Below are 22,827 nucleotides of genomic sequence, written 5' to 3' on the forward strand. Positions count from 1 at the left end.
ACCGCTTTTGTTTGACCGCATCGCGGCTGATAATCCGCACATGGAGAACGAAGTGTTAGATACAATCAAACAAGTCATTGATGAGCTTGGCATAACACCCGAGGAAGCCGCCAAGCGCAGCGGCCTTGAGCGGAGTTATTTTCGGAAGCTTTTCGAGCGAGGCACTACGCCGAAGCTCGACACAATGCGGAAAATATCGCTCGGCCTTGATGTTCCGCTAGACCGACTCTCTGGAGGCGCCCGATCTTCCGACAAGAATGAGAACGGCTACAAAACCCTCAGAATACCGGATCGGCACGAAATGCCGAACGACGTGCCAGTACTTGGCACCGCAGCAGGATCACATTTGCGCGGCGCGTTCCAGCTGACAACAGACCCGGTTGATTTTGTGAGGAGGCCGCCCGCTCTCATGGGTGCGAGGGATATCTATTCGTTGTATGTTGAGGGCGAGTCGATGGTCCCTCAGTTCTGGCCCGCCGATTTGCTGTTCATCAGTCCGCATAAACCAGTCAAAGTCGGCGACCCTGTGGTTATACAAAGCCAGCTAACCGGAAATGGTGCGATAGAGGCGACGATCGGCATCTTTCTTCGACGCTCAACCGATTGGATTGTTATCCAAAAACACAATCCGAGGGCAGAAATCGAGATTTCGAGAGCAACCCTCATCTCGATGCATAAAGTCCTTACAATGAACGAGCTTTTTGGAGTCTGAGATGAGATCCAGCGCATTGATTGCCATTGCTGCATTAGCCATCTTCCCAGCCGCATCATTTGCGCAGGCCACTAGGTTCCAAAAGGCGGACTGTAGCACCTCCCTAGACCATACCGTTTGTATGGCGCAGACAAAACAGATGGCGAGCGACTGGAAGCGGGCGAACAATGGAGACTATGGAAGTCAACGGAATGTTGCCTTCTGCCTTAAAAACGGCTGCGACGGGTCGACAAAAATCGACGCCGTCGGAGCGTGCTCTTGGCGCATGATTATCCAGGCGGCAGAGAATGAGAAAGATGCTGCCGACCGCTGGAGCTACGAAGCAGACTGTAAGCCCCTTACGAACTCAGACCGTCGCACCGCCATAAATCAGGCGGAAAAAATCTACAGCCGCATCTACGGAAAACAGATGCCGATTGAACGACTCTTGCGCGATTAGAGCGCCGCGACCACGAATCACCCCTCAGTAAAGCAAGAAAAAACCACTTTCGGCACAAAGCCTTAAGCGGCGTTCGCGGTCATTTGTCCGCATTCGTGTTGACAGCGGACAAATGACCGCATTATTGTCCTCTCCATCCAAGCCGCTTTGACCTGACGGCTCGGAGAAAGACCGGGCGGCGACGCACCCCCTCACCCTCGCGCCGCCCGGTCCAACCTCAACGGATGGAGACCGACATGAACGTCAGTGCGATGAACGACAATGAGAAGATCGAAGCCATGGCCGCCGCGATGCGCCGCTTCGGCGAGGGCTGCACCCGCGAGCAGCTGAACCTCTATTTCCCGAATTCCGATATCGACCGCCTGCACGAACAGGCGCGCATGAAGGCGAACGACGACGCGCTTCTTGAAGCCGCCTGACGCCACGTCCGGCTTCGGTGTCCGCCTCTCCCAGCGAGGCGGCATCCGAAACGGATGGAGGCAGCTTTGATCCACATTTCCCCCATGATCCCTCAGACCCGCCATGACCTCGGCACCTTCCGCAAGGACAGCGCCGTTCCTTATGGCCGCTTCTTTCTGGCCTGCGTCACCGCCGTGCTTCTGCTCGGCTGCCTTGGCGGCGTTGCACTCTGCGCCACCCGTCTCTCCGAGATCGAACGTATCTACGCCGCCGACGCGCGCGTCTGACCACTTCCAGCCCAAACCAAAAAAGGACCAGACCATGACGACCACTGCCGAACAGCAGACGATCAGCATTCACAATCCCAGCCCCGGCGCGCCCATCCTGCTCGCCACCGGTCCGACCTCGATTTCCATCAAGGCCGGTTCGCTGGTCGAAATCGGCGACCGCACCTATTCGTATGACCGCGAAACGGCGATTGCGCTCGACGAGCTGGTGCCCGGTCGTGATTACGCTGTCGGCATCAATGCCATGGGCGATCTGTTCGCCACCGTCGCCAACGACAATCCGTTGAACGGCGATTTCTTCGCCGGTTTCCACTTCGCCCCCGGCGGCAATGCCGTCGAGCGCAAGGGCGGTGACAGCGTGCCCGCCATCAATCCGCACTCTCTCTGGGATATCGAGTATCGCCCCGCCTGCCCGGATCCGCGCGGCATGGTGCGTGTCATCGCCGGAAACATCGTCTGGGTCGATATCTATCTTCTCGGCGTCGATCACGCGATTCACGGCACCAGCCGCTTTGGCGTGGCGCCAGCGACCGGCAGCACGCTGGATCTTCTCGACTACAAGACCGCGAAATCCATTCTCGAAGGCCACGGCAAGCGCCTGCTGACCTATGACGAATTCCGCACTGCCGCCCACGGCGTAACCGAACGCTCCAGCGCCGCCAATCGCCCGCGCACAACCGGTCTCGATGCCGCGCGCACCAGCCTTTACGGCCTCATGCAGGCGACCGGCAGTCTCTGGGTATGGGGAACGGACGGCGACATCGACGATCCGCGTCCGTCCGTCTTTGGCGGCTCCTGGATCGGCGGCGAGCTCGCCGACTCCCGGTACGCGCACTTGGACTACTGGCCCGGGAACTCGAACGAGAGCATCGGGGCGCGCGGCGCGAGCGACCACCTGACGCCTGCCTGACGCGCGCGGAAGCGCGGGTCTGATTTCTTCCCTCTCAATCAGGATTATTACCATGACGGCAACAGCCGAAAAAACCCTTGGCGGCATCTCCATTCAGCGCCGCGACCGGTCAGCCCCGGTACTGGTAAAATACAATAGCACCGGCGTATTCGTGAAGTCTGGCACCACGGTTACGACGAGTGAGCGCACCCACGCCTTTGATGCAGATATTCCCGTCCTAATCGATGAGCCGGTACCGGGCCGCGACTATGGCGTCAGCATCAATGAATACGGTTTGCCGATTGCCGAGCTTTTAGAAGGCGAGCCGACCGCCGAGCGGTATTTTGGCGGGTTTCATTTCGCACCGGGCGGCAATGCGAAGGCGCGCGAGGGTGGCGACAACACGCCGGCAATCAACCCCTATTCCATCTGGGATGTCGGCTTCCGCCCCGCCTGCGCGGATCCGCGTGGCATGGCATTGGTCGAGACGTTGGGCGGCAAACTGTTCTGGGTCGATATTTATCTTCTCGGTGTCGATCATGCTGGCGACGGCACCAGCCGCGCGAAGGCCGTCATCGCCGATGGCCGCGACCTGCCGATGAAGCTCGACCGGCAGAGCCGATACAAAAAGCTCGACTATGCAACGGCGGTGGAAATCTACACCGGCCACGGCAAGCGCCTGCTCGGCGCGGAAGAATTCTTCGCTGCCGCCTATGGCGTGAAGGAGCGAGCATCCCGCGATGATGAGCCGACCGTAACAGGATCGCTCGACGACAACGCCGCCAGCTTCATCAGCAAGTGGGGCCTGTTCGATATCACCGGCACGATGTGGCAGTGGGGGACGGACGGCGATCCGGACACCCCGCGTCCGTCCCTCTTTGGCGGCGCCTGGCTCTGCGGCGAGTTCGCCGGCTCCCGGTACGCGAGCTTGGGCTGCTGGCCCGTGTACTCGCGCGGGCACATCGGGGCGCGCGGCGCGAGCGACCACCTGAACCATGCCTGACACGCGCGAAAGCGCGGGTCCCCTGAAACGGATGATCGCCAGCCATGACACGAGATGAATTTGTAAATCCGCAGGATCTGGCGATCGTCGAGAAATTCGAGAAAGCCGTGGCCTACCTGTACCCGATATTCCAGCGTTGCCCGCGCAGCCACAGTGTGTTGCGCGACAGGCTGATCGGGCTGTTGTTTGACCAGGTCGGCTTTCTCTATCAGGCAGCGAAGTCGAAACAGGCCTCAAAGCTCTACGCAGCAGACGCCAATCTGGCAACTCTGCGCTTCTGGTTGCGCTTTGCCTCCGATCCGAAGCTGAAATTCCTTTCCCACCATCAGCACAAGGTGGCGCTGCGCCACATCGCTGAAACGGGATCGATGCTCGGTCAGTGGATCAAATCGGCAAAAGGCAACGGGCGGTCGGGGTCATGATGCTGTTGCGTCCGTCCATCTTTGGCGGCTCCTGGATCAACGGCGAGAACGCCGACTCCCGGTACGCGAACTTGGACTACTGGCCCGAGAACTCGAACGAGAACATCGGGGCGCGCGGCGCGAGCGACGACCTATCCACGGCTCGGCGACGGTCACGGCCCCGCCGGTCATCTTCCACGGTCGGCACGGCAATTTGCGCCCTGCCGTCAAGGTGGTCGGCCCGTCCGTCCGGCTTCGGCGAACACATGACAGGGTCCGGTACAGCGGGGAGTAGCGGCAATGCCGTCGAAACCCGCGACCGGCAATCCGGAGTGATTACCATGGGAAAGAAATACCGGAACCTTATCGGTCAGATCACAGCGGACGCAAACATGCGTCTTGCCTACCGACGCACCACATACGGCAAGCGCCTGACGACCGGCTTTCTGGAATTCAACGAATTTTCGATCCTCAATCTGGAGGAGTTGGCGCAGGCCATGCGCGACGGCACCTATTGTCCCGGCCAGCCGCACGAGTTCAAGATCTTCGATCCGAAGGAGCGGATGATATCGGCGCTGCCCTTTGAGGATCGCGTGGCGCAGCACGCGCTGTGTGCCATCATCGAGCCGATCTTTCAGGCGACGCTGTTGCCACGCACTTTCGCCTGCCGTCCGGGTAAGGGGACGCATGCGGCGGCAAAGGCGGTGCAGGCTGATATGCGCCGCCTCACCCTCGACAGCGAACCGCTCTATATCCTCAAGACGGATTTCTCCCGGTACTTCGCCAGCATCGAGCATGGCGCGCTGTGGCGGCTGATCGAGGCGAAGATTTCCTGCCGCGCCACGCTGCGCCTGATCGAGACGATGCTGCCGCGTACCGGCATTGGCCTGCCCATCGGTAACCTGCTGTCGCAGATCTTCGCCAACATCTACGGCGGTGTCGTTGACCGGCACCTGCAACAGGATCTCGGCGAGCGATACTGGTATCGCTACATGGACGATATCGTGGTGCTGGGGCAGTCATCCGAGCATCTGTGCAAGGTGCGGGCCTCGATAGAGGAACTGTCGCGCGAGCGGCTGGGCCTGCGGTTTTCCAAATGGAGCATCCAGCCCGTCAGCCGTGGCGCCAACTTTGTCGGTTATCGCATCTGGCCAACCCATAAACTTTTGCGCCGTGACAGCGTCACGCGGGCAAAGCGCAAGATCCGTGCGTATCGCACCGGCGGTGATCACAAACGGCTGGAGAAGTTCCTTGCCGCATGGGTCGGTCACGCCAAATGGTCCGATAGCCGCAATCTTCTTAAATCCCTGAACATCCACGAAAGGAGTGTCCATCATGCGGCACACCGATAAGCGCGGCCCCGCAAAGCTGCCGTCATCCGTCATGCTGGTGCGTTGCGTCCAGCGCGGCATGGGACGCACCCAGATTGCCGAATACTACGGCGCCAGCGTTGGCCGCGTGACCACGCGCTGCAAGGAGCTTGGAATTACGGCCCCTCTTTACGGCAAGACATGGAACGAGGCCCGTTTCGATTTCACCACCGTCGTCATCCGCCGCTTCGGCAGCAGCATCACGCTGCCCTGCCCCAGCATGTATGCGAAAATTCTGGAGAGCCGCAAATGTATGTAAATCAGGAAGTCACCATCGATTTTACCGACGACAAGAATGATGATCGCATTCTGGCGTGGCTGAAGGAATGCGGCCTTGAAGCCGACAGCCTGTCCGACCTCACTTTCAACACGAAGGTCCAGGTCGAAATCGGCGATCTGGACGAAGACGATATTGTTGACGCCTACGACCAGTTGAACAAGCTCGACGACAGCGATCTATATCATGTCAGCCAGGCATACCGCCGCCTTGCGGAGGGCGATGTCAGCGAGGCGATGGAGATCCTGTCCCGTCACTTCGATCTTGCCCCCCCGTCCCACGAACGGGCGATTGCCGACCTCCTCACCGGAAAACGGAACTGAGGTCGACATGAGCAAAGACCCTATCCATTTCCGCGCCCATCGGTCCGAGCTTCTGACGGCGCTTGCCGCCGTCATTGAGGCCATCCCCGCCAAGGATAACATTCCGATCCTTGAAAACGTCCTGTTGCAGCCGGACGGTGACCGCCTGCTGCTGCGCGGCACCAATCTTGATCTTGAGATCGAAACGCGCTGCGAGCTGCTCGAAGCATCCGCCGGCGAAGGCTTGACGATTGCAGCGGACGAGTTTTATCGCATCGTCAAGAACATGCCGGAGTCTGCCGAAATCACGCTCGCCCCCGGAAAGTTTCCCGGACAGGTGACGATCAGCGGCGGCCGGTCGCGGTTCAACCTGCACACTCTGCCCGTATCCGATTTTCCGTCCATCGGCACGGACCGTCCGCAGCTGGCCTTTACGATACAGGCGAACATCCTGACCGATGCGCTCGGCAAGGTGGCCTATGCCATGAACACGACGATGAAGGACCGCCCGTATCTTTCCGGCACCTTTATCGAAGGCCTCGAAGACGGGAAGCTCTCCCTTTGCGCAACGGACGGCAAGAAGATGGCCGTCAAGCGGATTTCGCCAAGCGAGGTGAATACGTTTGAGCCACCCATCATCCCGGTAAAGACCGTCCAGGCGATCCGGAAACTGTTCGGGCAGAGCAAATCGCCATGTTCCTTCTTTGTCAACGACCGGAAACTTGCGATCGAATGCGACGATCTCTCGCTTGTTTCGAAACTCGTCGATGGCACATTCCCGGATTACAGGCGCCTCATTCCGGTGCGCAGCGATGTTTTCCTTCGTGCCGACCGCGCCGCAGTCAGCAAGGCCATCACTCGCGTGAGCGTCATTGCCGGCGACATCAGCAAGGCTTCCGTCCGTCTCGATATCGCTCCAGGCTCCATGCAGATCGAGCTTATGGCGCGGGACGGGCAGAATGCATCGGAGCCGGTCGATATCGAATTCGACGGCGACAGTCATCTGCGGGGTTTCAATCCGACATTCGTCAACGAAACCCTGTCCAGCATTTCCACCACATCCTTTTGTCTTCACGGCACGGACCCCGGCGCGCCGGGACATTTCACGCCGGATGGCGACGCCGACGAAGATTACATCGTCATGCCTATGAGGGTCTCCTGATGACTGAGTTAACAGCACCGATCCACCACATCATCGGACCGACCATCCTTCTCGGCTCCGGCGCCTATTTTGACTTCGATAATCCAGAAGGATCGCAGTTGACGATTGAGGATGTTGCTTACGGCCTCGCATTCCAGTCGCGCTTCTCTGGCCAGTGTGTCAGCCGTCGCACAGGCAAGCGGGTTTATTATTCCGTTGCCCAGCACTGCATCATCATGGCCGGTTACGCCGAGCCAGGAAGCAAGATGGCAGCGCTGATGCATGAAGTAGGCGAGGCGACCTGCGGCGACATGAGTTCGCCCCTGAAATCCAAGTGCCCGGACTTCAAGGCAGTCGAAAAACGGTGCGAGGCCGCTGGACTTTCGCGCTTCAAGGTCAAGACGCCATCCCACACATACATCAAGCATCTGGATCTGTGCATGCTTGCCACCGAACAGCGCGATCTTATGCCGGTCAACGGTCACACATGGGGAACGGTTGAAGGGCGCCGCCCTTTTGAGGCGGAAATATTCCCATGGGAAAATCCGCACTTCGCCGCTGAGGCATTTCTCGAAACTTACCATCAGTTAGGGAGGAAAGGTCAATGACGCGCGCCAACGGACGGCAGCGCCGGCGAGAAGCTACTTATCGACGCGGATACGAGGATGGCAAGCGCGCCGCCATTTCCTCCGCAGATTCAAATTGCAGAGCAGAGCCTTGTGAATGCACGAAAGTCGAACAGGACGAAAGTTGCCCTGTCGGGTTCCCTTCATTGGTTTGCGAGATATGCCACGGCAAGGGCCTCGTCCAGCATGTGAGGCTTGACGGGCCTGAACTTTGGGAAATCGTATTCGGCGTCAACAGTGATGCCGCTACCGATATCACCGATGAGCAATACAACCTGATTGCCAGACACATCAACGAAGTTTTCATCCGTCCGCATCCACGAGATGCAGTGCCGGAAAGTGATGGTGTGAAAGCGATCGCTGCTGAGCGCCGCCGCCAGATTGAAAAAGAAGGCTGGTCGCCAGAACACGACGACGATCACTCTCGCGGCGAACTTGCCCGGGCAGCGGCCTGCTATGCCCTACAGGCAGCGCAACGATCCGATGAGACGCCGTACGAAGATAGACCCGGGAGGAGAAGATGGCGGCGGACCCATTTAGCGATCGTGAGGTTCTGGCCGTGGGGCTGGGGATGGTGGAAGCCTGTTGACCGGCAACGAGACCTTGAAAAAGCCGGAGCGCTTATCGCAGCCGAACTGGACAGGGTTATTCGTGCCGCAGCTCTCGAAAAGCAGGAGGGCGGCCAGTAAATGTCCCGCCGTCAGTCGATCCGCGAAAAAATTATGAGTCGCATCCATATAGACGCCGCAACAGGATGCTGGGTTTGGACTGGCCCGACCTCCGGCAGCACCGGACGCGGACGCGGTTATCCCCGCATGTGGTTAGGCGGCCAGACTGTGGCTGTCCACATCACGATGTGGACGAACGAGCACGGGTACATCCCCGGCAAGATGGAGTTGGACCACAAGTGCCGAAACCGTCTTTGCGTCAATCCAAATCCAGATCACCTCGAAATGGTAACCCGGAAAGTCAACGCGCTTCGCCGGGAAGAAGCGCGCCGCCTGCGGTGCGATGAGGTCTTGCCAGAACAGGCCAATGAGCGGCACCATGATTGATGATGACGAGCCGGTAACGCTTGCGGAAGCGTGCAAATTGTTCTTCGGTGGCAGGCTGACGAAGTCCGCGCTTCGAACCGAGGCGCGCAAAGGCAATCTGGAGGTATTGATGATTGCCGGGAAAGCCTTCGTCACTCGTAACGCCATCGAAAGGATGAAGGAAAAATGCCTCGTAAAAAACAGCCAGCAAGGCTCTGGTTCAGACCAGACACCCAAACATGGGTCATCAAGGACGGAGGCCGGCGCATCAGCACAGAATGCGGCGAGACTGAAACTGCAGTTGCTCAAAGAAAGCTTGCCGAATACATCGCCAGCCAATACCAGCCGCGACGCGGAGGTAACTCGTCTGAGGTAACGCTTGGCGATATCATTATCGTCTACAGCGAGGAGAAGGCGCCCAGGACGGCAAGGCCGAAAGAGACCGTCGCCATGCTCGCAAGGCTCAATGATTTCTTCGGCGCCATGACGCCGGCGGAAGTTCGCGGACGCACCTGCCGGGAATATGCGGATGATCGCGGCAATGAGGGCGGCGCGCGCCGGGATCTGGAAGTCCTGCGTGCGGCCATCAACTATTATCACGCAGAATACACCCTCGATGTCGTGCCGAAGGTTTCTCTTCCGGAGAAGGGCGAGCCGCGCCAGACATGGCTGTCACGTTCCGACATGGCGGCACTCCTGTGGGCGTCACTTGGCTGGAAGCCGACAGCCTTTGACATTGAGAGCAAGAGGCCGACCAGATGGGGCCGTACAGGCGTCGCCAACCCTCATATCACGCGGCTGCTACTTATCGGCCTTTACACCGGCACACGCCTTTCGGCGATCCTGAACCTGCAATGGATGCCGAACACCACAGGTGGGCACATCGATATCGATCGTGGTGTCATCTATCGTCGAGCAACAGGTGAGCGCGTCGCCCATAACAAACGCCGGACACCCGTGAAGGTGCCACCGAGGCTGTTGCGCTTCCTTCAATACTGGAAGGCGACCGACACGACGGTCAACGAGGAGGGCAAGGAAGTGTGCCTGCGCTTCGCCGTCAATTATAATGGCGTCAAGATCACGAAACCGCACAAGGCATTCCGAAATGTCCGCAGCACGGCCGGCCTCAGCGATGCCGTGACGCCGCACGTTCTCCGCCACACCCGCGCCACATGGTTGGCTCAGCTGGGCGTCGATCCGGAGCAGGCTGCCGCCTCTCTGGGCCTCACTGTCGAGGAATTTGAACGCACTTATTCGCACGTCAGCCCTGATTTTCAGGCGCAGGCGGCGAACGCGTTCTAATCAGTCCGCGTTTTAATCGGTCCGGTTTCGGTCCGAGAGTTTGATTTATGGATTTTCAGGAAGTATCGGGATCAGTCGCAAGCCATTGAAAATATTAGGCTTTCCGCTGGTCGGAGTGAGAGGATTCGAACCTCCGACCCCCACGTCCCGAACGTGGTGCGCTACCAGACTGCGCTACACTCCGTGACCAGCGGCGCTTCTATAGACCAGCCTCCGGCATTCGACAAGCGGCTTATTGCATTTTTTGTGACAAGTTTTTCCCATCTGTTGAAACAACCCTGCCAGGAGCCTGTGGCACCGGCTGGAAGGCCCCAAAACGTTACAAAAAAGCAATTGTGGCAGGAAATTTTCATCGAGCCGCACACCTCCCCTGCCCGCCGTCTCCAAATCTGCTAGGGGAACGGAATGACCGGCGGGAAGCCGGACTCGGCACAAAGGACATTTCACCATGCTATCTCGCAGCGTAACGCTTGCAGCGTTTGCCATTGCGCTCTCGGCCTGCACCACTTCCACGGGCGGCTCCACTCCCTCTTTCACCCAGAAGAGCCCCGTTGAGACCCGCTGGGTCGGCCAGTCTGCAGGTATTTTCTTCGCAAAATTCGGCCCGCCGCTCAGCGATACGGAAACCGGCAGCTCCACCGTCTATAACTGGCGCGGCGGCTACAGGAAGGCCACCATTCCGGCCAGGTTCGAAGAAGGCAAGGATGGCAAGAAGGGTCGCCAGATCTCGCCCGCCCGCACCGCCTCGCTCTCCTGCACGGTGCAGCTTGTCGTTTCCAGCGATTACAAGATTACCGCCGTGCGCACGGTTTCCGACCGCCCCGGCGTCAACGGCCCGAGCTACTGCGCGGAATTCCTCGCCGCAGACTGATCTTCGGCCACAGACCAGATGCAGCAAGGCCCGTCCGAACCGGCGGGCCTTTTCACTTTTTCGGGATTATTGTCATTTTTCTGAAAAAAATTTTGCCTATAGCCGCACCCTGCGACCCGTGACGCGCCGGAAACAGCGTCATATCCGCCTTTCCGCGATATCCCGCTCACAGAACCCTTTCAACCGTTTGAAAGCGTCGGCTAATCTTCGCCGTCATAAAAATGACGATCGGCAAAACCGCAAAATTGGCCGTTGCGACCATATGTCCCTGCAAAATCCCTGCAAAACTGCTTGAACTGGAGTGAAAGAGTCCGGGTTGTGCCGGTTTGCGCTTTGCTGTAACGGGGCGAACGGGAGGAATGTTTTTAACACAAAACAAGAATCAGGTATGGCCGTGACTCCCATCGATCAAGACAAATCCCAGCTCACTGATCTTTCCCAGGAAACCTCCCTTTCCAACGCATTTCCCATGAACCGCCGACAGGTTCTGGGCGGCGCGCTTGCCGGCATTGCCGCAGCGGCGCTGCCCTCCTCCCCGCTTCTCGCCAATACGGCCGCCAAGAAGGTCGACGTGCTTTTGATCGGCGGCGGCATCATGAGCGCGACGCTCGGTGTTTGGCTGCGCGAACTCGAGCCCACCTGGTCGATGCAGATGCTGGAGCGGCTGGATGGCGTGGCGCTAGAAAGCTCGAACGGCTGGAACAATGCCGGCACCGGCCATTCCGCTCTCGCCGAACTCAACTACACGCCGGAAGACGACAACGGCAACATTAAGATCACCCAGGCCGTCAACATCAACGAATCCTTCCAGATTTCCCGGCAGTTCTGGGCATGGCAGGTGCGCAACGGCGTTTTGAAGAACCCGCGCTCCTTCATCAACCACACGCCGCATATGAGCTTCGTCTGGGGTGACGAGAACGTCGCCTATCTGGAAAAGCGCTATCAGGCGCTCAAAGCCAGCCCGCTTTTCGCCGGCATGGAATATTCCACCGATCCCGAGCAGATCAAGAAGTGGGTGCCGCTGATGATGGAAGGTCGCGATCCTTCCCAGAAGATCGGCGCGACATGGTCGCCGCTCGGCACCGACATGGAATTCGGCGAAATCACCCGGCAATTCTTATCGCATCTGCAGGGCGACCAGAATTTCGACCTGCAGGTCAATAGCGAGGTTTCCGACATCCAGCGCAATGCCGATGGCAGCTGGCGCGTGACCTATGCCAACACCAAGACCGATGCCGAACAGGTGGTGGATGCGAAATTCGTGTTCATCGGCGCTGGCGGCGGCGCGCTGCATCTGCTGCAGATGTCCGGTATTCCGGAGGCGGACGATTATGCCGGCTTCCCGGTGGGCGGCTCGTTCCTCATCAACGAGAACCCCGACGTGACGGTGCAGCATCTGGCCAAGGCCTATGGCAAGGCCTCGGTCGGCTCGCCGCCCATGTCGGTGCCGCATCTCGATACACGCGTGCTGGGCGGCAAGCGTGTCATTCTGTTCGGACCTTTCGCCACCTTCTCCACCAAGTTCCTGAAGGAAGGCTCCTATTTCGATCTCGTCTCCTCCGTGACGACCAGCAATGCCTGGCCGATGGTGCGTGTGGGCATCGATGAATATCCGCTGGTGGAATATCTCGCCGGCCAGCTGATGATGTCGGATGATGACCGCTTTGCCGCGCTGAAGGAATATTTCCCGAATGCCAAGCAGGGCGAATGGCGCCTGTGGCAGGCCGGCCAGCGCGTACAGATCATCAAGCGCGACGAAGAAAAGGGCGGCGTGCTGCGGCTCGGCACCGAAGTCGTCGCCGCCAGGGACGGCAGCATCGCCGGCCTGCTCGGCGCTTCGCCGGGCGCTTCCACGGCCGCCCCGATCATGCTCAGCGTTCTGGAAAAGGTCTTCAAGGACAAGGTGGCAACACCGGAATGGCAGGCCAAGATCCGCCAGATCGTGCCGAGCTACGGCACGAAGCTCAATGACGACCCGGAAAAGGTGCAGCAGGAATGGGCCTATACCGCCGAACACCTGCAGCTGCCCACCCCGCCGCAGATCGACCTTGAGGCGCTGAAGGGCGCCGGTGCGGCGCCTGCGGGTGCGCCGGTGAAGAAGGTGCCGGATATCGCGCTTTAAGGCCTGGCTGCGATTTAGGATTGGACGCCGCGTGTCTCTGGATGCGCGGCGTTTTTATGAAATCTATACGCAAAACTCGGTGCTTAGATCACCTAACTTCTTATAAGGCTATTTCCGCTTAATAAACTTGAAATAGACAAAGAGCATCGCAGCAATTCCCCCTCCGATGATACACGCCCATTTCAACTCACCGAGATATGCAATTACAGCAAACACGACGATGGGAAGCACCCAGAAAATCCATTCGAAATCGGGCTTCTTTGGAAGTTCGTTGGGGGATGGTCTGGGTTCTAACGTCTGGGTCACTGCTATACACTCCTAATGTCTGAATTCAGACAATCATAAAAGTGTTGCGGAATCTACAAAGTACAATCTAAAATTGTTACTATTTACATATTCTCGTAAAAAGCGTGAAAACTATATGCGATAAAATAGAATGAGAATTTTGGCTGGGGCGCCAGGATTCGAACCTGGGAATGCCGGTACCAAAAACCGGTGCCTTACCGCTTGGCGACGCCCCAACAGGGCAGCGATGGCGAAACGCCGCTGCCTGAACCGCGCCTGATTAGCAAAGCCTGCCCGGCCCGGCAATGACCCGGCGACTTATTTTTTCACAAAATTAAAGCTATTTGGATGCCGTGGCGAAGTTCGCATGTTAGGGCTTGGCGATGGCGCGGTTGAGGCTGCGGCTCAAGCTGGCATGGCATTTTTCAGGAGGTCTCGATGGCGGACCCGGCATTCGATCTCGATTTCAAGCCGGCCTATGGCGAGGCGGTTCCTGTCGCCCCGCTGATCCAGCGCATCACCGTCAACAATCCCTCCGCCTTCACCTTCCATGGCACCAACTCCTATATTGTCGGCGACCGTTCCGTCGCCGTCATCGATCCCGGTCCGGAGGATGAGGCGCATTTTCAGGCGCTGATGACGGCGCTGAGGGGCCGCGAGGTCACCCATATCTTCGTCAGCCATACCCATCGCGATCACTCGCCGCTTGCCCGCCGGCTGAAGGAGGCGACCGGGGCGATAACGGTGGCCGAGGGTCCACACCGTGCCGCCCGCCCGCTCCACGCCGGCGAGACAAACCCCTTTGCCGAAAGTTCCGATACGGCTTTTGTGCCCGATATCGCGCTTGGCGACGGGCAGAGCCTTTCAGGCGACGGCTGGCAGATCACTGCGCTGCATACGCCGGGACACACCGCCAATCACGCCACCTTCGCGCTTGATGGCAGCGGTATCGTCTTTTCCGCCGATCATGTGATGGCCTGGGCCACCACCATCGTTGCGCCGCCGGATGGGGCGATGAGCGACTACATGGCCTCGCTGGAACGGCTGCTGACCCGCGACGACCGGCTGTTCCTGCCTGGCCATGGCGGCCCGGTCACCGACCCCGCCGCCTTCATGCGGGGCTTGCGCGCCCACCGCCGTATGCGGGAAAAGGCGGTTCTGAAGCGTATCCGCGAGGGCGACCGGCTGATCGCCGACATGGTGAAGGTGATCTACGCCAGCACCGACAAGCGCCTGCATGGCGCCGCCGCACTTTCCGTGCTGGCGCATATTGAAGACCTGATCGAAAAGGGTGAAGTGCAGACGGATGGTGCGCCTTCACTGCTGGGTGAGTATTTTCCGGCATAGCGGATATTTCTGGCACGCGAGATTTCAGGGCGCGTTGTGACCTCACCTCTCACTCCAATCCTTGATTGGATCGAGCGGATGCCACTTGTTTCTTCTCCCCGACGGGGAGAAGAAACAGGCGGCGCCCGCTCGTCCCCATCAAGACGATGCGTAGCGTCAGCTACACATCAATTATCGTTCAAACCCTGCATCTCCGCATCCAGCGCATCGAGATAGGCTTCGGCAATCGCAGCACCCATGCCGAGATCGTGCGGGCCGTAGCGGGAGGCGACGCGGACATCGACGATGGTGGTTTCGGCCTCTTCCTTGAGCCGGATGAGGATATCGAAACGCAGGCCCCAGATGCGCGTGCGGGTTTCGCCCTGCATCAGCACCACGCCGCTACCGTTAAAGAAGGTGGGCAAAGGCGCGTCCGTCGGGCGGGCCATGGGCACCGGCACGATGGAGGGCAGATCCTCGACCGGCCCTTCTTCCGCAGGCTGCGTCCTGTCCTGCTCCGGAACGCCGACGGAGGGCGCATCTTCCGCCCCGATCACCCCCTTCGTGTGGGCAATGCGGATATTCTGGGCGGTGGCCATTTTTTTGGCGGCGGCATAGATGCGGTCGATAGCGCCTTCATAACGGCGGCCGGCGAGGCTGGCATAGGCTTCGGCCTGCGCGTCGCGGTCTTCCTTGGTGACAGTCGCGGGCCGCACCAGCCATTGCTGGTTGGCGGCGGGCGTCACCAACCATTCCGGCACGTCGGTGAGATCGGTGGAGATGTCGTAAATCTTCGGCTGCTGCCAATAAAGAAAAGCGCCGTAACCGACCACGCCGAGCGGCAGGGCCGAGAGAAGCAGCGCCGACAGCGCCGAAAGGCCGCCGCGTGCGCCCTTTGTCCACAGCCGCTCAAGCCCGATCAACGCCAGAAGTACGGCCGCGAGAGCGATGCCAGCGGCGATGATGAGGAGACCGACAAGATCTGGCGTCGTCAGCGGCCCGAAACGATGAATGCCGGCGGCGATGAGAAACAGCACAAGCGCCGCAAGACCCAGATAGCGGGAAAGATAGGCTGCAACCGAAAAAGGCCGGACGAAACGCACAGTCATGAAAGCGGATATCCGTTAGATCGCATTGGCTAAAAAGCGTTGCACCCGAATTCTGGCAGGGAATCACCTGCATATGATGTCATAGACCGGATTTGCGGCGAGGAAAACAAAGGAGGAGGCGATCCCTACGCTAAAGCGCGCGAACTTCTCCGTCATGCCGGTCCCCGGAACAAGCCCGAGGATGATCCGGCATCCAGCCATGCTGCGCCGTGAGGAATGAGTCTTTTGCGATCAAGGACTTGATCGCGCTGGACCCCGGATCAGGTCCGGGGTGACAGAATATCTATAGGTTTTAGGCCTCTGACGTCGAAGGCAACAAGAAGCGGGATATTTTTCCGCATTGTCGCTACTTAAGAGAATTATTCCCCGACAACGCAACAAATACGCACGTTCATCCCTTAATTGCTGAGGAAATCGGCGTATTCTCGGCGACCTCCCTCGAGAATGCGTGTAAAAAGTGCAACATTCTCGTTTTCTTGCACAATAAAGAGACATGTCATGTCACAGGCAACGACGTCCGCCGCCCCCTCCGGGCCTAAACCTTTTTATCGCAATTTCGGCTTTCAGGTTCTGATCGCAATGGTCATCGGCCTGCTGCTCGGCCTCGTTGCGCGCAATATCGGTCCCGATGCCGCCGGCAGCCCCAACTGGCTTTCGGTGACGCTGCAGACCATCGGCAGCATTTTCGTGCAGCTTTTGCGCGCGCTGGTTCCGCCGCTGATCTTCACGGCCATCGTCGCCTCCATCGCCAATCTCAAGAACCTCTCCAATGCGGCGAAGCTCGTCTGGCAGACACTCCTCTGGTTCGCCATCACGGCACTGATCGCCGTCGTCATCGGCATCGTGCTCGGCCTTGTCATTCAGCCCGGTGTCAACACGGCGATTGCCAATACGGCAGCGGCAGCACCCTCTTCCACCGGCTCCTGGCTGGATTTCCTGAAGGGGCTGATCCCGGCCAACGTCTTCGGCCTCGAAGCGTCTACCAAGCTCAATAATGGCGCGGCCAGCACCTCGTTGAACTTCAACGTGCTGCAGCTGCTCGTGGTGTCGATCGCCTTCGGCGTCGCGGCGCTGAAAGCGGGCAAGGCGGCGGAGCCGTTCCTCGCCTTCAACCAGTCGCTGCTCGCCATCGTGCGCAAAATCCTGTGGTGGGTCATCCGCCTCACCCCCATCGGCACCATCGGCCTGCTCGGCCGCGCGGTCGATCAATATGGTTGGACGACGCTGTCGCAGCTCGGCTGGTACGCGGCGGCCGTTTATATCGGTCTCGCACTGGTGCTTTTCGTGGTCTATCCGGCGCTGCTGATCGCCCATGGCCTGAAGCCGTCGCGCTTCTTTGCGGGCGCATGGCCGGCCATCCAGCTCGCCTTCGTGTCGCGTTCCTCCATCGGCACGCTGCCCGTCACCGAAACCGTGACGGAAAAGAGCCTCGGCGTGCCGCGCGAATATGCCGCCTTCTCGGTGCCGCTCGGCGCCACGACCAAGATGGACGGCTGCGCCGCCATCTATCCGGCGATTTCGGCGATCTTCATCGCGCAGTTCTTCCAGGTGCCGCTCGGCATCCAGGAATATGTGCTGATCGTCTTCGTCTCGGTGCTCGGTTCCGCCGCAACCGCCGGCCTCACGGGTGCCGTGGTGATGCTGACGCTGACGCTTTCCACGCTCGGCCTGCCGCTGGAAGGTGTGGGCCTGCTGCTCGCCATCGACCCGATCCTCGACATGGGCCGCACGGCGGTCAACGTCGCCGGCCAGGCGCTGGTGCCCACCCTCGTCGCCAAGCGCGAGGGCATTCTCAATGAGGCCGTCTATAACAACGCCAAGGATATCGACGCACTCGACGACCGGGAAGCAGCGCCGGCCTGACGGCGACAATCATGGGGCGTTTCCGGAACAGGGAGACGCCCCATGCCGACCACTCTCTTTCTTCCCTGATAGTTTGGGGTTGACGGTGCCAATTTGATCGATAGCGATAACGGCACGGGCAATAGCGCAATTTAGAGCGGAAACTGTGCATGGCGAAACGCAACTGGATCTATGTCGGCTTGCTCGCTTTCATCTCCCTCGGGCTTCTGATCGATGCGGCCGTCTGGCCTGCCGGGCCTCCAGCGTCCTTTACCGCAAACGATCTGGTGCAGATGATCGGCATCATCACGCTATTTGCCTGGTGGCAGATAGAGGATGCCGCAAAGCGGGACCTCCGGCGCAGCTCCGCCGCCAAAATCACCACCGTTCTGCTCGCACCCATCGGGCTTGCGATTTACCTCTATCAAACCCGCCGGTGGCCCCGCGCCACGCTCGGCCTCTTCGCCTTTATCGGCGGCATCGTCCTCATCGCCATCCTCACGGTTCTGCTCGGCGACTGGCTCATTCAACAGGGTTTGTTCCCGCCGTCTTTCCTGCGTGATTCCTGAGCAGCGGGAGCATGTCGGATTTTACGACCCCACGCCGCCTGACACCGCTATCGCCGCCGCCTGCCAAGCCATTCTCCATGATGGATTGATGCAACTTTCCGCCCCAACGCGGCTTTTCCCCGTACCAAAACAGGCGTATCAATCGCGGCAATAAAAGTGCCGTACGGCTGTCATGTTAAGGGAGAAACAAAATGCGTGTTTCCATCGTCTTCGGTGCGCTTGCCGCCATGCTGGCGCTCACCGCCTGCCAGACGCTGACGCCGGAAGAGCGTCGGGCGCGGGATGAGGCGACTTGCCGGGGTTATGGTTTCCGCCCCGGCACGGACCCGATGGCCGGTTGCCTTCTCGATCTGGAAATGGACCGCCGCGCCGACAACCGCGCCTGGCAGGCGCAGATGAACCGCGACATGTTCTACCGCCCCGTGGTGGTGGAGCGGCGCATCATCGTCCAACAGAACCCCTGACGGGAATGAAGGCGACATTGCTCGCCACCCTGCCCTCATCCCTCTTTGCCGCCAGCGTTGCCTGCGCGGCGGCAAGCCGGGCGATGGGCACGCGGAAGGGCGAGCAGGACACGTAGTCGAGATCGGCATCCTCACAGAAATGGATCGAGGCCGGGTCGCCGCCATGTTCGCCGCAGATGCCAAGCTTCAGTTCCGGCCGCGTCTGGCGGCCGCGTTCGGCGGCGATGCGGATCAATTCCCCCACGCCGTCGAAATCGAGCGAGATGAACGGGTCGCGCTCGATGATGCCCTTGCGCTGATAGGTATTGATGAAACGCGCCGCATCGTCGCGGGAAATGCCGAAGGTGGTCTGCGTCAGGTCGTTGGTGCCGAAGGAGAAAAATTCCGCCGCTTCCGCAATGACGTGGGCGCGCAAGGCCGCGCGCGGCAGCTCGATCATCGTGCCGGTCAGATATTCGATCTCCATCCCGGTTTCCTGCGCCACCGCAGCGGCAACGCCATCGATGACCTCGGTAACGTAATCCAGTTCCGAGCGCAGACCGACCAGCGGCACCATGATCTCGGGCACGACCGGCGCGCCGGTGATACGTGCTGCGGCAACCGCCGCTTCGAAAATGGCGCGGGCCTGCATTTCGGCGATTTCCGGATAGGAAATGGCGAGACGGCAGCCGCGATGGCCGAGCATGGGGTTGAATTCGTGCAGGGCATCCAGCCGCTGGCGGAACACCGTCTGCGGCATGCCCATGGCGGCCGCCACCTCGACGATTTCGCCATCGGTCTTCGGCAGGAATTCGTGCAGCGGCGGGTCGAGCAGGCGGATCGTCACCGGCAGGCCGTGCATGATCTGGAAAAGCTCGGTGAAATCCGAGCGCTGCATGGGCAGAAGCTCATCCAGCGCCGCCCGCCTGCCCTTTTCGCTTTCGGCGAGGATCATCTCACGCATCACATGAATGCGGTCGCCCTCGAAGAACATATGTTCGGTACGGCAGAGACCGATGCCTTCCGCGCCGAAGGCGCGGGCAGCGCGGGCGTCGGCGGGTGTGTCGGCATTGGTGCGCACGGTCATGCGGCGCAGGCTGTCTGCCCACTCCATCAGCTTGCCGAAATCGCCCGAGAGTTCCGGCTGCGTCATCGGCACCTCACCCTTCAGCACCCGGCCGGAAGAACCGTCGATGGTGATGACATCGCCGCGCTTGAGCATACAGCCGACGCCGATCAGCACCTTGTTGCGCATGTCGACGCGCATGGAGCCGGCGCCGGTGACGCAGGGAATGCCCATGCCGCGCGCCACCACGGCGGCGTGGCTGGTCATGCCGCCGCGCGTCGTCAGAATGCCTTCGGCGGCGTGCATGCCATGAATATCTTCCGGGCTGGTTTCGATGCGCACCAGAATAACACGGCGGCCTTCGGCTTCCGCCGCAACCGCCTCTTCCGCAGTGAAGACGATTTCGCCCGTCGCCGCCCCCGGCGAAGCCGGCAGGCCGGAGCCGATGATGGGGCGCGATGTGCCGGGATCGATGGTGGGGTGCAGCAGCTGGTCGAGCGACGAGGGCTCGATGCGGCAGACGGCCTCCTCCTGCGAGATCAGCCCTTCCTCCACCATATCGACGGCGATCTTCATGGCCGCGCGGGTGGTGCGCTTGCCGGAGCGGGTCTGCAGCATCCAGAGCTTGCCGCGCTCGATGGTGAATTCCAGATCCTGCATGTCGCGATAGTGGTTTTCCAGCCGCTTGCAGATCGCCAGAAATTCGCTGAACGCCTCCGGCATCAGCTTTTCCATCGAGGGCTTGTCGGAGCCGGAGGCCAGACGCGCGGCCTCGGTGATGGATTGCGGCGTGCGGATGCCCGCCACCACATCTTCCCCTTGAGCGTTGACGAGGAATTCGCCGTAAAGCTCCGCCTCGCCCGTCGAAGGATTGCGGGTGAAGGCGACGCCGGTTGCCGAGGACGAGCCGAGATTGCCGAAGACCATGGCCTGAACGTTGACCGCCGTGCCCCAGTCGCCCGGAATATTGTGTAAATGGCGGTAGGTCACGGCGCGGTGGTTGGTCCAGCTGGCGAAGACGGCGCCGATTGCGCCCCAGAGCTGAACATGACAGTCCTGCGGGAAGGCTTCGTCCAACTCATCCTCGATCAGCTTTTTATAAAGCGAAACGACATGCTGCCATTCGACGGCCGACATGTCGGTATCGTATTCGTGGCCGAGGCGGCCTTTCTCGTCCTCGAGAATTTCCTCGAACAATTCGTGATCGAGGCCCATGACCACATCGGCATACATCTGGATAAAGCGGCGGTAGCTGTCCCAGGCAAAACGGGCGTCGCCCGCATCGTGGCCCAGCGCCTCGACGGTGCGGTCGTTGAGACCCAAGTTCAGCACGGTATCCATCATGCCGGGCATGGAGGCGCGCGCGCCGGAACGGACGGAGATGAGCAGCGGCGAGTGGCTGCCGCCGAAGGTCTTGCCGGTCACGGTTTCCATGCCGTGCAGGCCAGCCATGACCTGCAGCTTCAGCTCTTCGGGAAGATCGCGGCCATTCTTGTGATAAAGCGCGCAGGCATCGGTTATGATGGTGAGGCCGGGGGGAACGGGAAGGCCGAGACTTGCCATTTCAGCAAGGTTCGCGCCCTTGCCGCCCAATATCGCAACGTCACCTGCCCTGCCTTCGGCAGCACCGTTGCCGAAGGTATAAACCCACTTTTTCATTCCACGCTCTCCACCCAGAAGCGTTGTCATTTTTCTATCATCTACAGCATTGGCGGCACGTTGGAAACGCCGCAACGTGCAGTTTACATCGCAGTGCAGCATAATTGCGGCAAATTGCGCGCAAGAATTGCCGCAAAGGCCGAATAACGGCATGATTGACGCATTCGTGTAATGCGCTGAACTGGAGTGTTGCCTAAGCCATTCAAATCGCCGACAAAGAGATTATTCATGCAATTTACCCGCCGCCATACGCTTAAATTTGCCGGAATTTCCTGTGCCGCCAGTGCGCTTGCCGGGGCGCTCAGAGCCGAAGGCGCAGTGCCCGTCGCAGGCGCCGCCTCCGCCCTTCCTTTCGCACTGACGACGCCGATGCATATCGGCCAGGCCGCTTTGCGCGTGCGCGATCTCGACCCGATGATCGAGTATTACCGTTCAGTGCTGGGCATGAACGAGGTGGAGCGCACGGCCAGAGGCGTGACGCTTGGCGTCGGCACCGTGCCGCTGCTCGATCTGGTGCACAAGCCGGCCGCGGATTTCGAAAGCCCCACCTCCGCCGGCCTTTTCCACATCGCCTACCTGATGCCCTCCCGCAAGGATCTGGCGCGCTGGCTGGTGCATGCGGCGCTGAAGCAGGTGCCGCTTTCCGGTTTTGCCGACCACAATGTCAGCGAGGCGATCTATCTCAACGATCCCGAAGGCAACGGCATCGAGGTTTACAGCGACCGGCCGAAGGATACATGGGTGTGGAGCGGCCGCGTGGTGAAAATGGGCACCGAACCGCTCGATGTCGATGATCTGGTGAAGCTGACCGATACCAAAAGAAGCGATTACGAGGCTGCCCCGCCGGGAATGCGCATCGGGCATGTTCACCTGCGGGTCGGCGAAATCGCCCGCGCCCGTGCCTTTTATGAAACGGCCATCGGCCTGCAACCGACGCAGGATGCGCGCTCCGATGCCTCGTTTCTCTCTTCCGGCGGATATCATCATCATCTGGCGGTGAATACATGGAACAGCCGTGGCGCGAAGGAACGCAACGCCATGGAAACCGGCCTCGACTGGTTTTCCCTCACCATTCGCAACCCCGCCGATCTGGAGGCGCAGAAAACGCGGCTGCGGGCCGCCGGTTATGTGCTGGTGGAGATGGAAAATAACGTAGTGGAAGCGATAGACCCCTGGGGCACGCGGCTGCGGCTGATGCCGGGGTGAGTGGTCCATACGCTCGATGCGAAGCGGGCGCCACAAAAAATGCTTACACAACTTCGTCCGAACACGACAGAGCCTCGCCGCCCCCTTCCTCATCAAGTCAGTCGTATTCGTCAGCCGGAAAAAAGACCTTGCGAGGCCGTTGCAGCG

Annotated in this window: 25 protein-coding genes and 2 tRNA genes; 23 read left to right on the forward strand and 4 right to left on the reverse strand. The window is 60.0% G+C overall.

Annotation, left to right across the window (positions count from 1 at the left end):
• Positions 1 to 7 precede the first annotated feature (7 nt).
• The 16 genes from PIB16_RS15865 to PIB16_RS15940 all read left to right on the forward strand — a co-directional run bounded on the left by PIB16_RS15865 (position 8) and on the right by PIB16_RS15940 (position 10,182).
• A complete protein-coding gene (locus PIB16_RS15865; protein ID WP_271045886.1) occupies positions 8 to 712 on the forward strand; it encodes an XRE family transcriptional regulator in 705 nt (234 codons plus the stop codon).
• 1 nt (position 713) lies between these two features.
• Entirely contained in the window at positions 714 to 1,151 is a 438-nt protein-coding gene (locus tag PIB16_RS15870) for a hypothetical protein (RefSeq protein WP_271045887.1), read from the forward strand.
• Positions 1,152 to 1,387: 236 nt separating this feature from the next.
• Complete coding sequence (locus PIB16_RS15875; protein WP_271045888.1) at positions 1,388 to 1,570, forward strand: hypothetical protein; 183 nt, start codon at positions 1,388 to 1,390, stop codon at positions 1,568 to 1,570.
• 66 nt (positions 1,571 to 1,636) lie between these two features.
• Positions 1,637 to 1,837: a hypothetical protein gene (locus tag PIB16_RS15880; RefSeq protein WP_271045889.1), complete on the forward strand. Its 201-nt coding sequence runs from the start codon at positions 1,637 to 1,639 to the stop codon at positions 1,835 to 1,837.
• A gap of 34 nt (positions 1,838 to 1,871) precedes the next feature.
• On the forward strand, positions 1,872 to 2,747 hold the full coding sequence (locus PIB16_RS15885; protein ID WP_271045890.1) for a phage major tropism determinant: 876 nt from the start codon (positions 1,872 to 1,874) through the stop codon (positions 2,745 to 2,747).
• A 52-nt stretch (positions 2,748 to 2,799) separates the two neighbouring features.
• Positions 2,800 to 3,729 carry a hypothetical protein gene (locus PIB16_RS15890; RefSeq protein ID WP_271045891.1) on the forward strand — a complete coding sequence of 310 codons (930 nt, stop codon included), beginning with the start codon at positions 2,800 to 2,802 and terminating at the stop codon, positions 3,727 to 3,729.
• Positions 3,730 to 3,773: 44 nt separating this feature from the next.
• A complete protein-coding gene (gene avd / locus PIB16_RS15895; protein WP_271045892.1) occupies positions 3,774 to 4,151 on the forward strand; it encodes a diversity-generating retroelement protein Avd in 378 nt (125 codons plus the stop codon).
• A complete protein-coding gene (locus tag PIB16_RS15900; protein ID WP_271045893.1) occupies positions 4,148 to 5,482 on the forward strand; it encodes a reverse transcriptase domain-containing protein in 1,335 nt (444 codons plus the stop codon). Before avd ends, PIB16_RS15900 begins: the two co-directional genes overlap by 4 nt.
• Positions 5,466 to 5,759 carry a hypothetical protein gene (locus PIB16_RS15905; RefSeq protein WP_271045894.1) on the forward strand — a complete coding sequence of 98 codons (294 nt, stop codon included), beginning with the start codon at positions 5,466 to 5,468 and terminating at the stop codon, positions 5,757 to 5,759. The genes PIB16_RS15900 and PIB16_RS15905 overlap by 17 nt, the downstream gene beginning before the upstream one ends.
• Positions 5,750 to 6,100 (forward strand): hypothetical protein, encoded by a 351-nt coding sequence (locus PIB16_RS15910; protein ID WP_271045895.1) that lies wholly within the window; start codon positions 5,750 to 5,752, stop codon positions 6,098 to 6,100. The genes PIB16_RS15905 and PIB16_RS15910 overlap by 10 nt, the downstream gene beginning before the upstream one ends.
• A gap of 7 nt (positions 6,101 to 6,107) precedes the next feature.
• Entirely contained in the window at positions 6,108 to 7,241 is a 1,134-nt protein-coding gene (gene dnaN, locus PIB16_RS15915) for a DNA polymerase III subunit beta (protein ID WP_271045896.1), read from the forward strand.
• Positions 7,241 to 7,828 (forward strand): hypothetical protein, encoded by a 588-nt coding sequence (locus PIB16_RS15920; protein ID WP_271045897.1) that lies wholly within the window; start codon positions 7,241 to 7,243, stop codon positions 7,826 to 7,828. Before dnaN ends, PIB16_RS15920 begins: the two co-directional genes overlap by 1 nt.
• Entirely contained in the window at positions 7,825 to 8,535 is a 711-nt protein-coding gene (locus tag PIB16_RS15925) for a hypothetical protein (RefSeq protein WP_271045898.1), read from the forward strand. Before PIB16_RS15920 ends, PIB16_RS15925 begins: the two co-directional genes overlap by 4 nt.
• A complete protein-coding gene (locus PIB16_RS15930) occupies positions 8,536 to 8,901 on the forward strand; it encodes an HNH endonuclease signature motif containing protein (RefSeq protein WP_271045899.1) in 366 nt (121 codons plus the stop codon). It abuts the gene before it with no gap.
• Positions 8,882 to 9,256 carry a hypothetical protein gene (locus tag PIB16_RS15935; protein WP_271045900.1) on the forward strand — a complete coding sequence of 125 codons (375 nt, stop codon included), beginning with the start codon at positions 8,882 to 8,884 and terminating at the stop codon, positions 9,254 to 9,256. The genes PIB16_RS15930 and PIB16_RS15935 overlap by 20 nt, the downstream gene beginning before the upstream one ends.
• Positions 9,257 to 9,330: 74 nt before the next feature.
• Positions 9,331 to 10,182, forward strand: a complete 852-nt coding sequence (locus tag PIB16_RS15940; RefSeq protein WP_271045901.1) for a tyrosine-type recombinase/integrase — start codon at positions 9,331 to 9,333, stop codon at positions 10,180 to 10,182.
• 107 nt (positions 10,183 to 10,289) lie between these two features.
• Here PIB16_RS15940 and PIB16_RS15945 read toward each other — a convergent pair.
• Positions 10,290 to 10,366: transfer RNA gene (locus PIB16_RS15945), tRNA-Pro, on the reverse strand.
• A 264-nt stretch (positions 10,367 to 10,630) separates the two neighbouring features.
• On the opposite strand from PIB16_RS15945, the gene PIB16_RS15950 reads away from it, so the two are divergent.
• Both PIB16_RS15950 and mqo read left to right on the forward strand, forming a co-directional pair.
• Positions 10,631 to 11,053 (forward strand): hypothetical protein, encoded by a 423-nt coding sequence (locus PIB16_RS15950; protein WP_080856053.1) that lies wholly within the window; start codon positions 10,631 to 10,633, stop codon positions 11,051 to 11,053.
• A 388-nt stretch (positions 11,054 to 11,441) separates the two neighbouring features.
• A complete protein-coding gene (mqo, locus tag PIB16_RS15955) occupies positions 11,442 to 13,175 on the forward strand; it encodes a malate dehydrogenase (quinone) (RefSeq protein WP_271045902.1) in 1,734 nt (577 codons plus the stop codon).
• A gap of 446 nt (positions 13,176 to 13,621) precedes the next feature.
• Here the strand turns inward: mqo and PIB16_RS15960 are convergent.
• Positions 13,622 to 13,696 (reverse strand) — tRNA-Gln (locus tag PIB16_RS15960).
• A gap of 202 nt (positions 13,697 to 13,898) precedes the next feature.
• Between PIB16_RS15960 and PIB16_RS15965 the strand changes: the two genes are divergently transcribed.
• Positions 13,899 to 14,807, forward strand: a complete 909-nt coding sequence (locus tag PIB16_RS15965; protein ID WP_271045903.1) for an MBL fold metallo-hydrolase — start codon at positions 13,899 to 13,901, stop codon at positions 14,805 to 14,807.
• Positions 14,808 to 14,974: 167 nt separating this feature from the next.
• Here PIB16_RS15965 and PIB16_RS15970 read toward each other — a convergent pair whose 3' ends face one another.
• The gene (locus PIB16_RS15970; RefSeq protein WP_271045904.1) at positions 14,975 to 15,895 is read right to left on the reverse strand and encodes a DUF1499 domain-containing protein; all 921 of its coding nucleotides are present in this window, start codon (positions 15,893 to 15,895) and stop codon (positions 14,975 to 14,977) included.
• Between the two features lie 498 nt (positions 15,896 to 16,393).
• Between PIB16_RS15970 and PIB16_RS15975 the strand changes: the two genes are divergently transcribed.
• The 3 genes from PIB16_RS15975 to PIB16_RS15985 all read left to right on the forward strand — a co-directional run bounded on the left by PIB16_RS15975 (position 16,394) and on the right by PIB16_RS15985 (position 18,770).
• Complete coding sequence (locus tag PIB16_RS15975) at positions 16,394 to 17,758, forward strand: dicarboxylate/amino acid:cation symporter (protein WP_080856049.1); 1,365 nt, start codon at positions 16,394 to 16,396, stop codon at positions 17,756 to 17,758.
• 149 nt (positions 17,759 to 17,907) lie between these two features.
• Entirely contained in the window at positions 17,908 to 18,306 is a 399-nt protein-coding gene (locus PIB16_RS15980) for a hypothetical protein (RefSeq protein ID WP_271045905.1), read from the forward strand.
• Between the two features lie 191 nt (positions 18,307 to 18,497).
• The gene (locus PIB16_RS15985) at positions 18,498 to 18,770 is read left to right on the forward strand and encodes a hypothetical protein (protein ID WP_035260597.1); all 273 of its coding nucleotides are present in this window, start codon (positions 18,498 to 18,500) and stop codon (positions 18,768 to 18,770) included.
• Here PIB16_RS15985 and ppdK read toward each other — a convergent pair.
• Positions 18,748 to 21,474 carry a pyruvate, phosphate dikinase gene (gene ppdK / locus PIB16_RS15990; RefSeq protein WP_003520484.1) on the reverse strand — a complete coding sequence of 909 codons (2,727 nt, stop codon included), beginning with the start codon at positions 21,472 to 21,474 and terminating at the stop codon, positions 18,748 to 18,750. The two genes, PIB16_RS15985 and ppdK, sit on opposite strands and share 23 nt — an antisense overlap.
• A 228-nt stretch (positions 21,475 to 21,702) precedes the next feature.
• Between ppdK and PIB16_RS15995 the strand changes: the two genes are divergently transcribed.
• The gene (locus PIB16_RS15995; RefSeq protein ID WP_065654294.1) at positions 21,703 to 22,680 is read left to right on the forward strand and encodes a VOC family protein; all 978 of its coding nucleotides are present in this window, start codon (positions 21,703 to 21,705) and stop codon (positions 22,678 to 22,680) included.
• Positions 22,681 to 22,827: the final 147 nt, after the last annotated feature.

It is taken from the genome of Agrobacterium sp. ST15.13.015 (genome assembly GCF_027871645.1).
Lineage (GTDB): Bacteria > Pseudomonadota > Alphaproteobacteria > Rhizobiales > Rhizobiaceae > Agrobacterium > Agrobacterium leguminum.

What these genes read in the sequence shown, in the direction of transcription:
- PIB16_RS15870 (WP_271045887.1), top strand. Translation starts at nt 714, where the DNA reads ATGAGATCCAGCGCATTGATTGCCATTGCTGCATTAGCCATCTTCCCA.
- PIB16_RS15875 (WP_271045888.1), top strand. Translation starts at nt 1,388, where the DNA reads ATGAACGTCAGTGCGATGAACGACAATGAGAAGATCGAAGCCATGGCC.
- PIB16_RS15885 (WP_271045890.1), top strand. Translation starts at nt 1,872, where the DNA reads ATGACGACCACTGCCGAACAGCAGACGATCAGCATTCACAATCCCAGC.
- PIB16_RS15890 (WP_271045891.1), top strand. Translation starts at nt 2,800, where the DNA reads ATGACGGCAACAGCCGAAAAAACCCTTGGCGGCATCTCCATTCAGCGC.
- avd (WP_271045892.1), top strand. Translation starts at nt 3,774, where the DNA reads ATGACACGAGATGAATTTGTAAATCCGCAGGATCTGGCGATCGTCGAG.
- PIB16_RS15900 (WP_271045893.1), top strand. Translation starts at nt 4,148, where the DNA reads ATGATGCTGTTGCGTCCGTCCATCTTTGGCGGCTCCTGGATCAACGGC.
- PIB16_RS15905 (WP_271045894.1), top strand. Translation starts at nt 5,466, where the DNA reads ATGCGGCACACCGATAAGCGCGGCCCCGCAAAGCTGCCGTCATCCGTC.
- PIB16_RS15910 (WP_271045895.1), top strand. Translation starts at nt 5,750, where the DNA reads ATGTATGTAAATCAGGAAGTCACCATCGATTTTACCGACGACAAGAAT.
- dnaN (WP_271045896.1), top strand. Translation starts at nt 6,108, where the DNA reads ATGAGCAAAGACCCTATCCATTTCCGCGCCCATCGGTCCGAGCTTCTG.
- PIB16_RS15920 (WP_271045897.1), top strand. Translation starts at nt 7,241, where the DNA reads ATGACTGAGTTAACAGCACCGATCCACCACATCATCGGACCGACCATC.
- PIB16_RS15925 (WP_271045898.1), top strand. Translation starts at nt 7,825, where the DNA reads ATGACGCGCGCCAACGGACGGCAGCGCCGGCGAGAAGCTACTTATCGA.
- PIB16_RS15930 (WP_271045899.1), top strand. Translation starts at nt 8,536, where the DNA reads ATGTCCCGCCGTCAGTCGATCCGCGAAAAAATTATGAGTCGCATCCAT.
- PIB16_RS15935 (WP_271045900.1), top strand. Translation starts at nt 8,882, where the DNA reads ATGAGCGGCACCATGATTGATGATGACGAGCCGGTAACGCTTGCGGAA.
- PIB16_RS15940 (WP_271045901.1), top strand. Translation starts at nt 9,331, where the DNA reads ATGCTCGCAAGGCTCAATGATTTCTTCGGCGCCATGACGCCGGCGGAA.
- PIB16_RS15950 (WP_080856053.1), top strand. Translation starts at nt 10,631, where the DNA reads ATGCTATCTCGCAGCGTAACGCTTGCAGCGTTTGCCATTGCGCTCTCG.
- mqo (WP_271045902.1), top strand. Translation starts at nt 11,442, where the DNA reads ATGGCCGTGACTCCCATCGATCAAGACAAATCCCAGCTCACTGATCTT.
- PIB16_RS15965 (WP_271045903.1), top strand. Translation starts at nt 13,899, where the DNA reads ATGGCGGACCCGGCATTCGATCTCGATTTCAAGCCGGCCTATGGCGAG.
- PIB16_RS15970 (WP_271045904.1), bottom strand. Translation starts at nt 15,895, where the DNA reads ATGACTGTGCGTTTCGTCCGGCCTTTTTCGGTTGCAGCCTATCTTTCC.
- PIB16_RS15975 (WP_080856049.1), top strand. Translation starts at nt 16,394, where the DNA reads ATGTCACAGGCAACGACGTCCGCCGCCCCCTCCGGGCCTAAACCTTTT.
- PIB16_RS15980 (WP_271045905.1), top strand. Translation starts at nt 17,908, where the DNA reads ATGGCGAAACGCAACTGGATCTATGTCGGCTTGCTCGCTTTCATCTCC.
- PIB16_RS15985 (WP_035260597.1), top strand. Translation starts at nt 18,498, where the DNA reads ATGCGTGTTTCCATCGTCTTCGGTGCGCTTGCCGCCATGCTGGCGCTC.
- ppdK (WP_003520484.1), bottom strand. Translation starts at nt 21,474, where the DNA reads ATGAAAAAGTGGGTTTATACCTTCGGCAACGGTGCTGCCGAAGGCAGG.
- PIB16_RS15995 (WP_065654294.1), top strand. Translation starts at nt 21,703, where the DNA reads ATGCAATTTACCCGCCGCCATACGCTTAAATTTGCCGGAATTTCCTGT.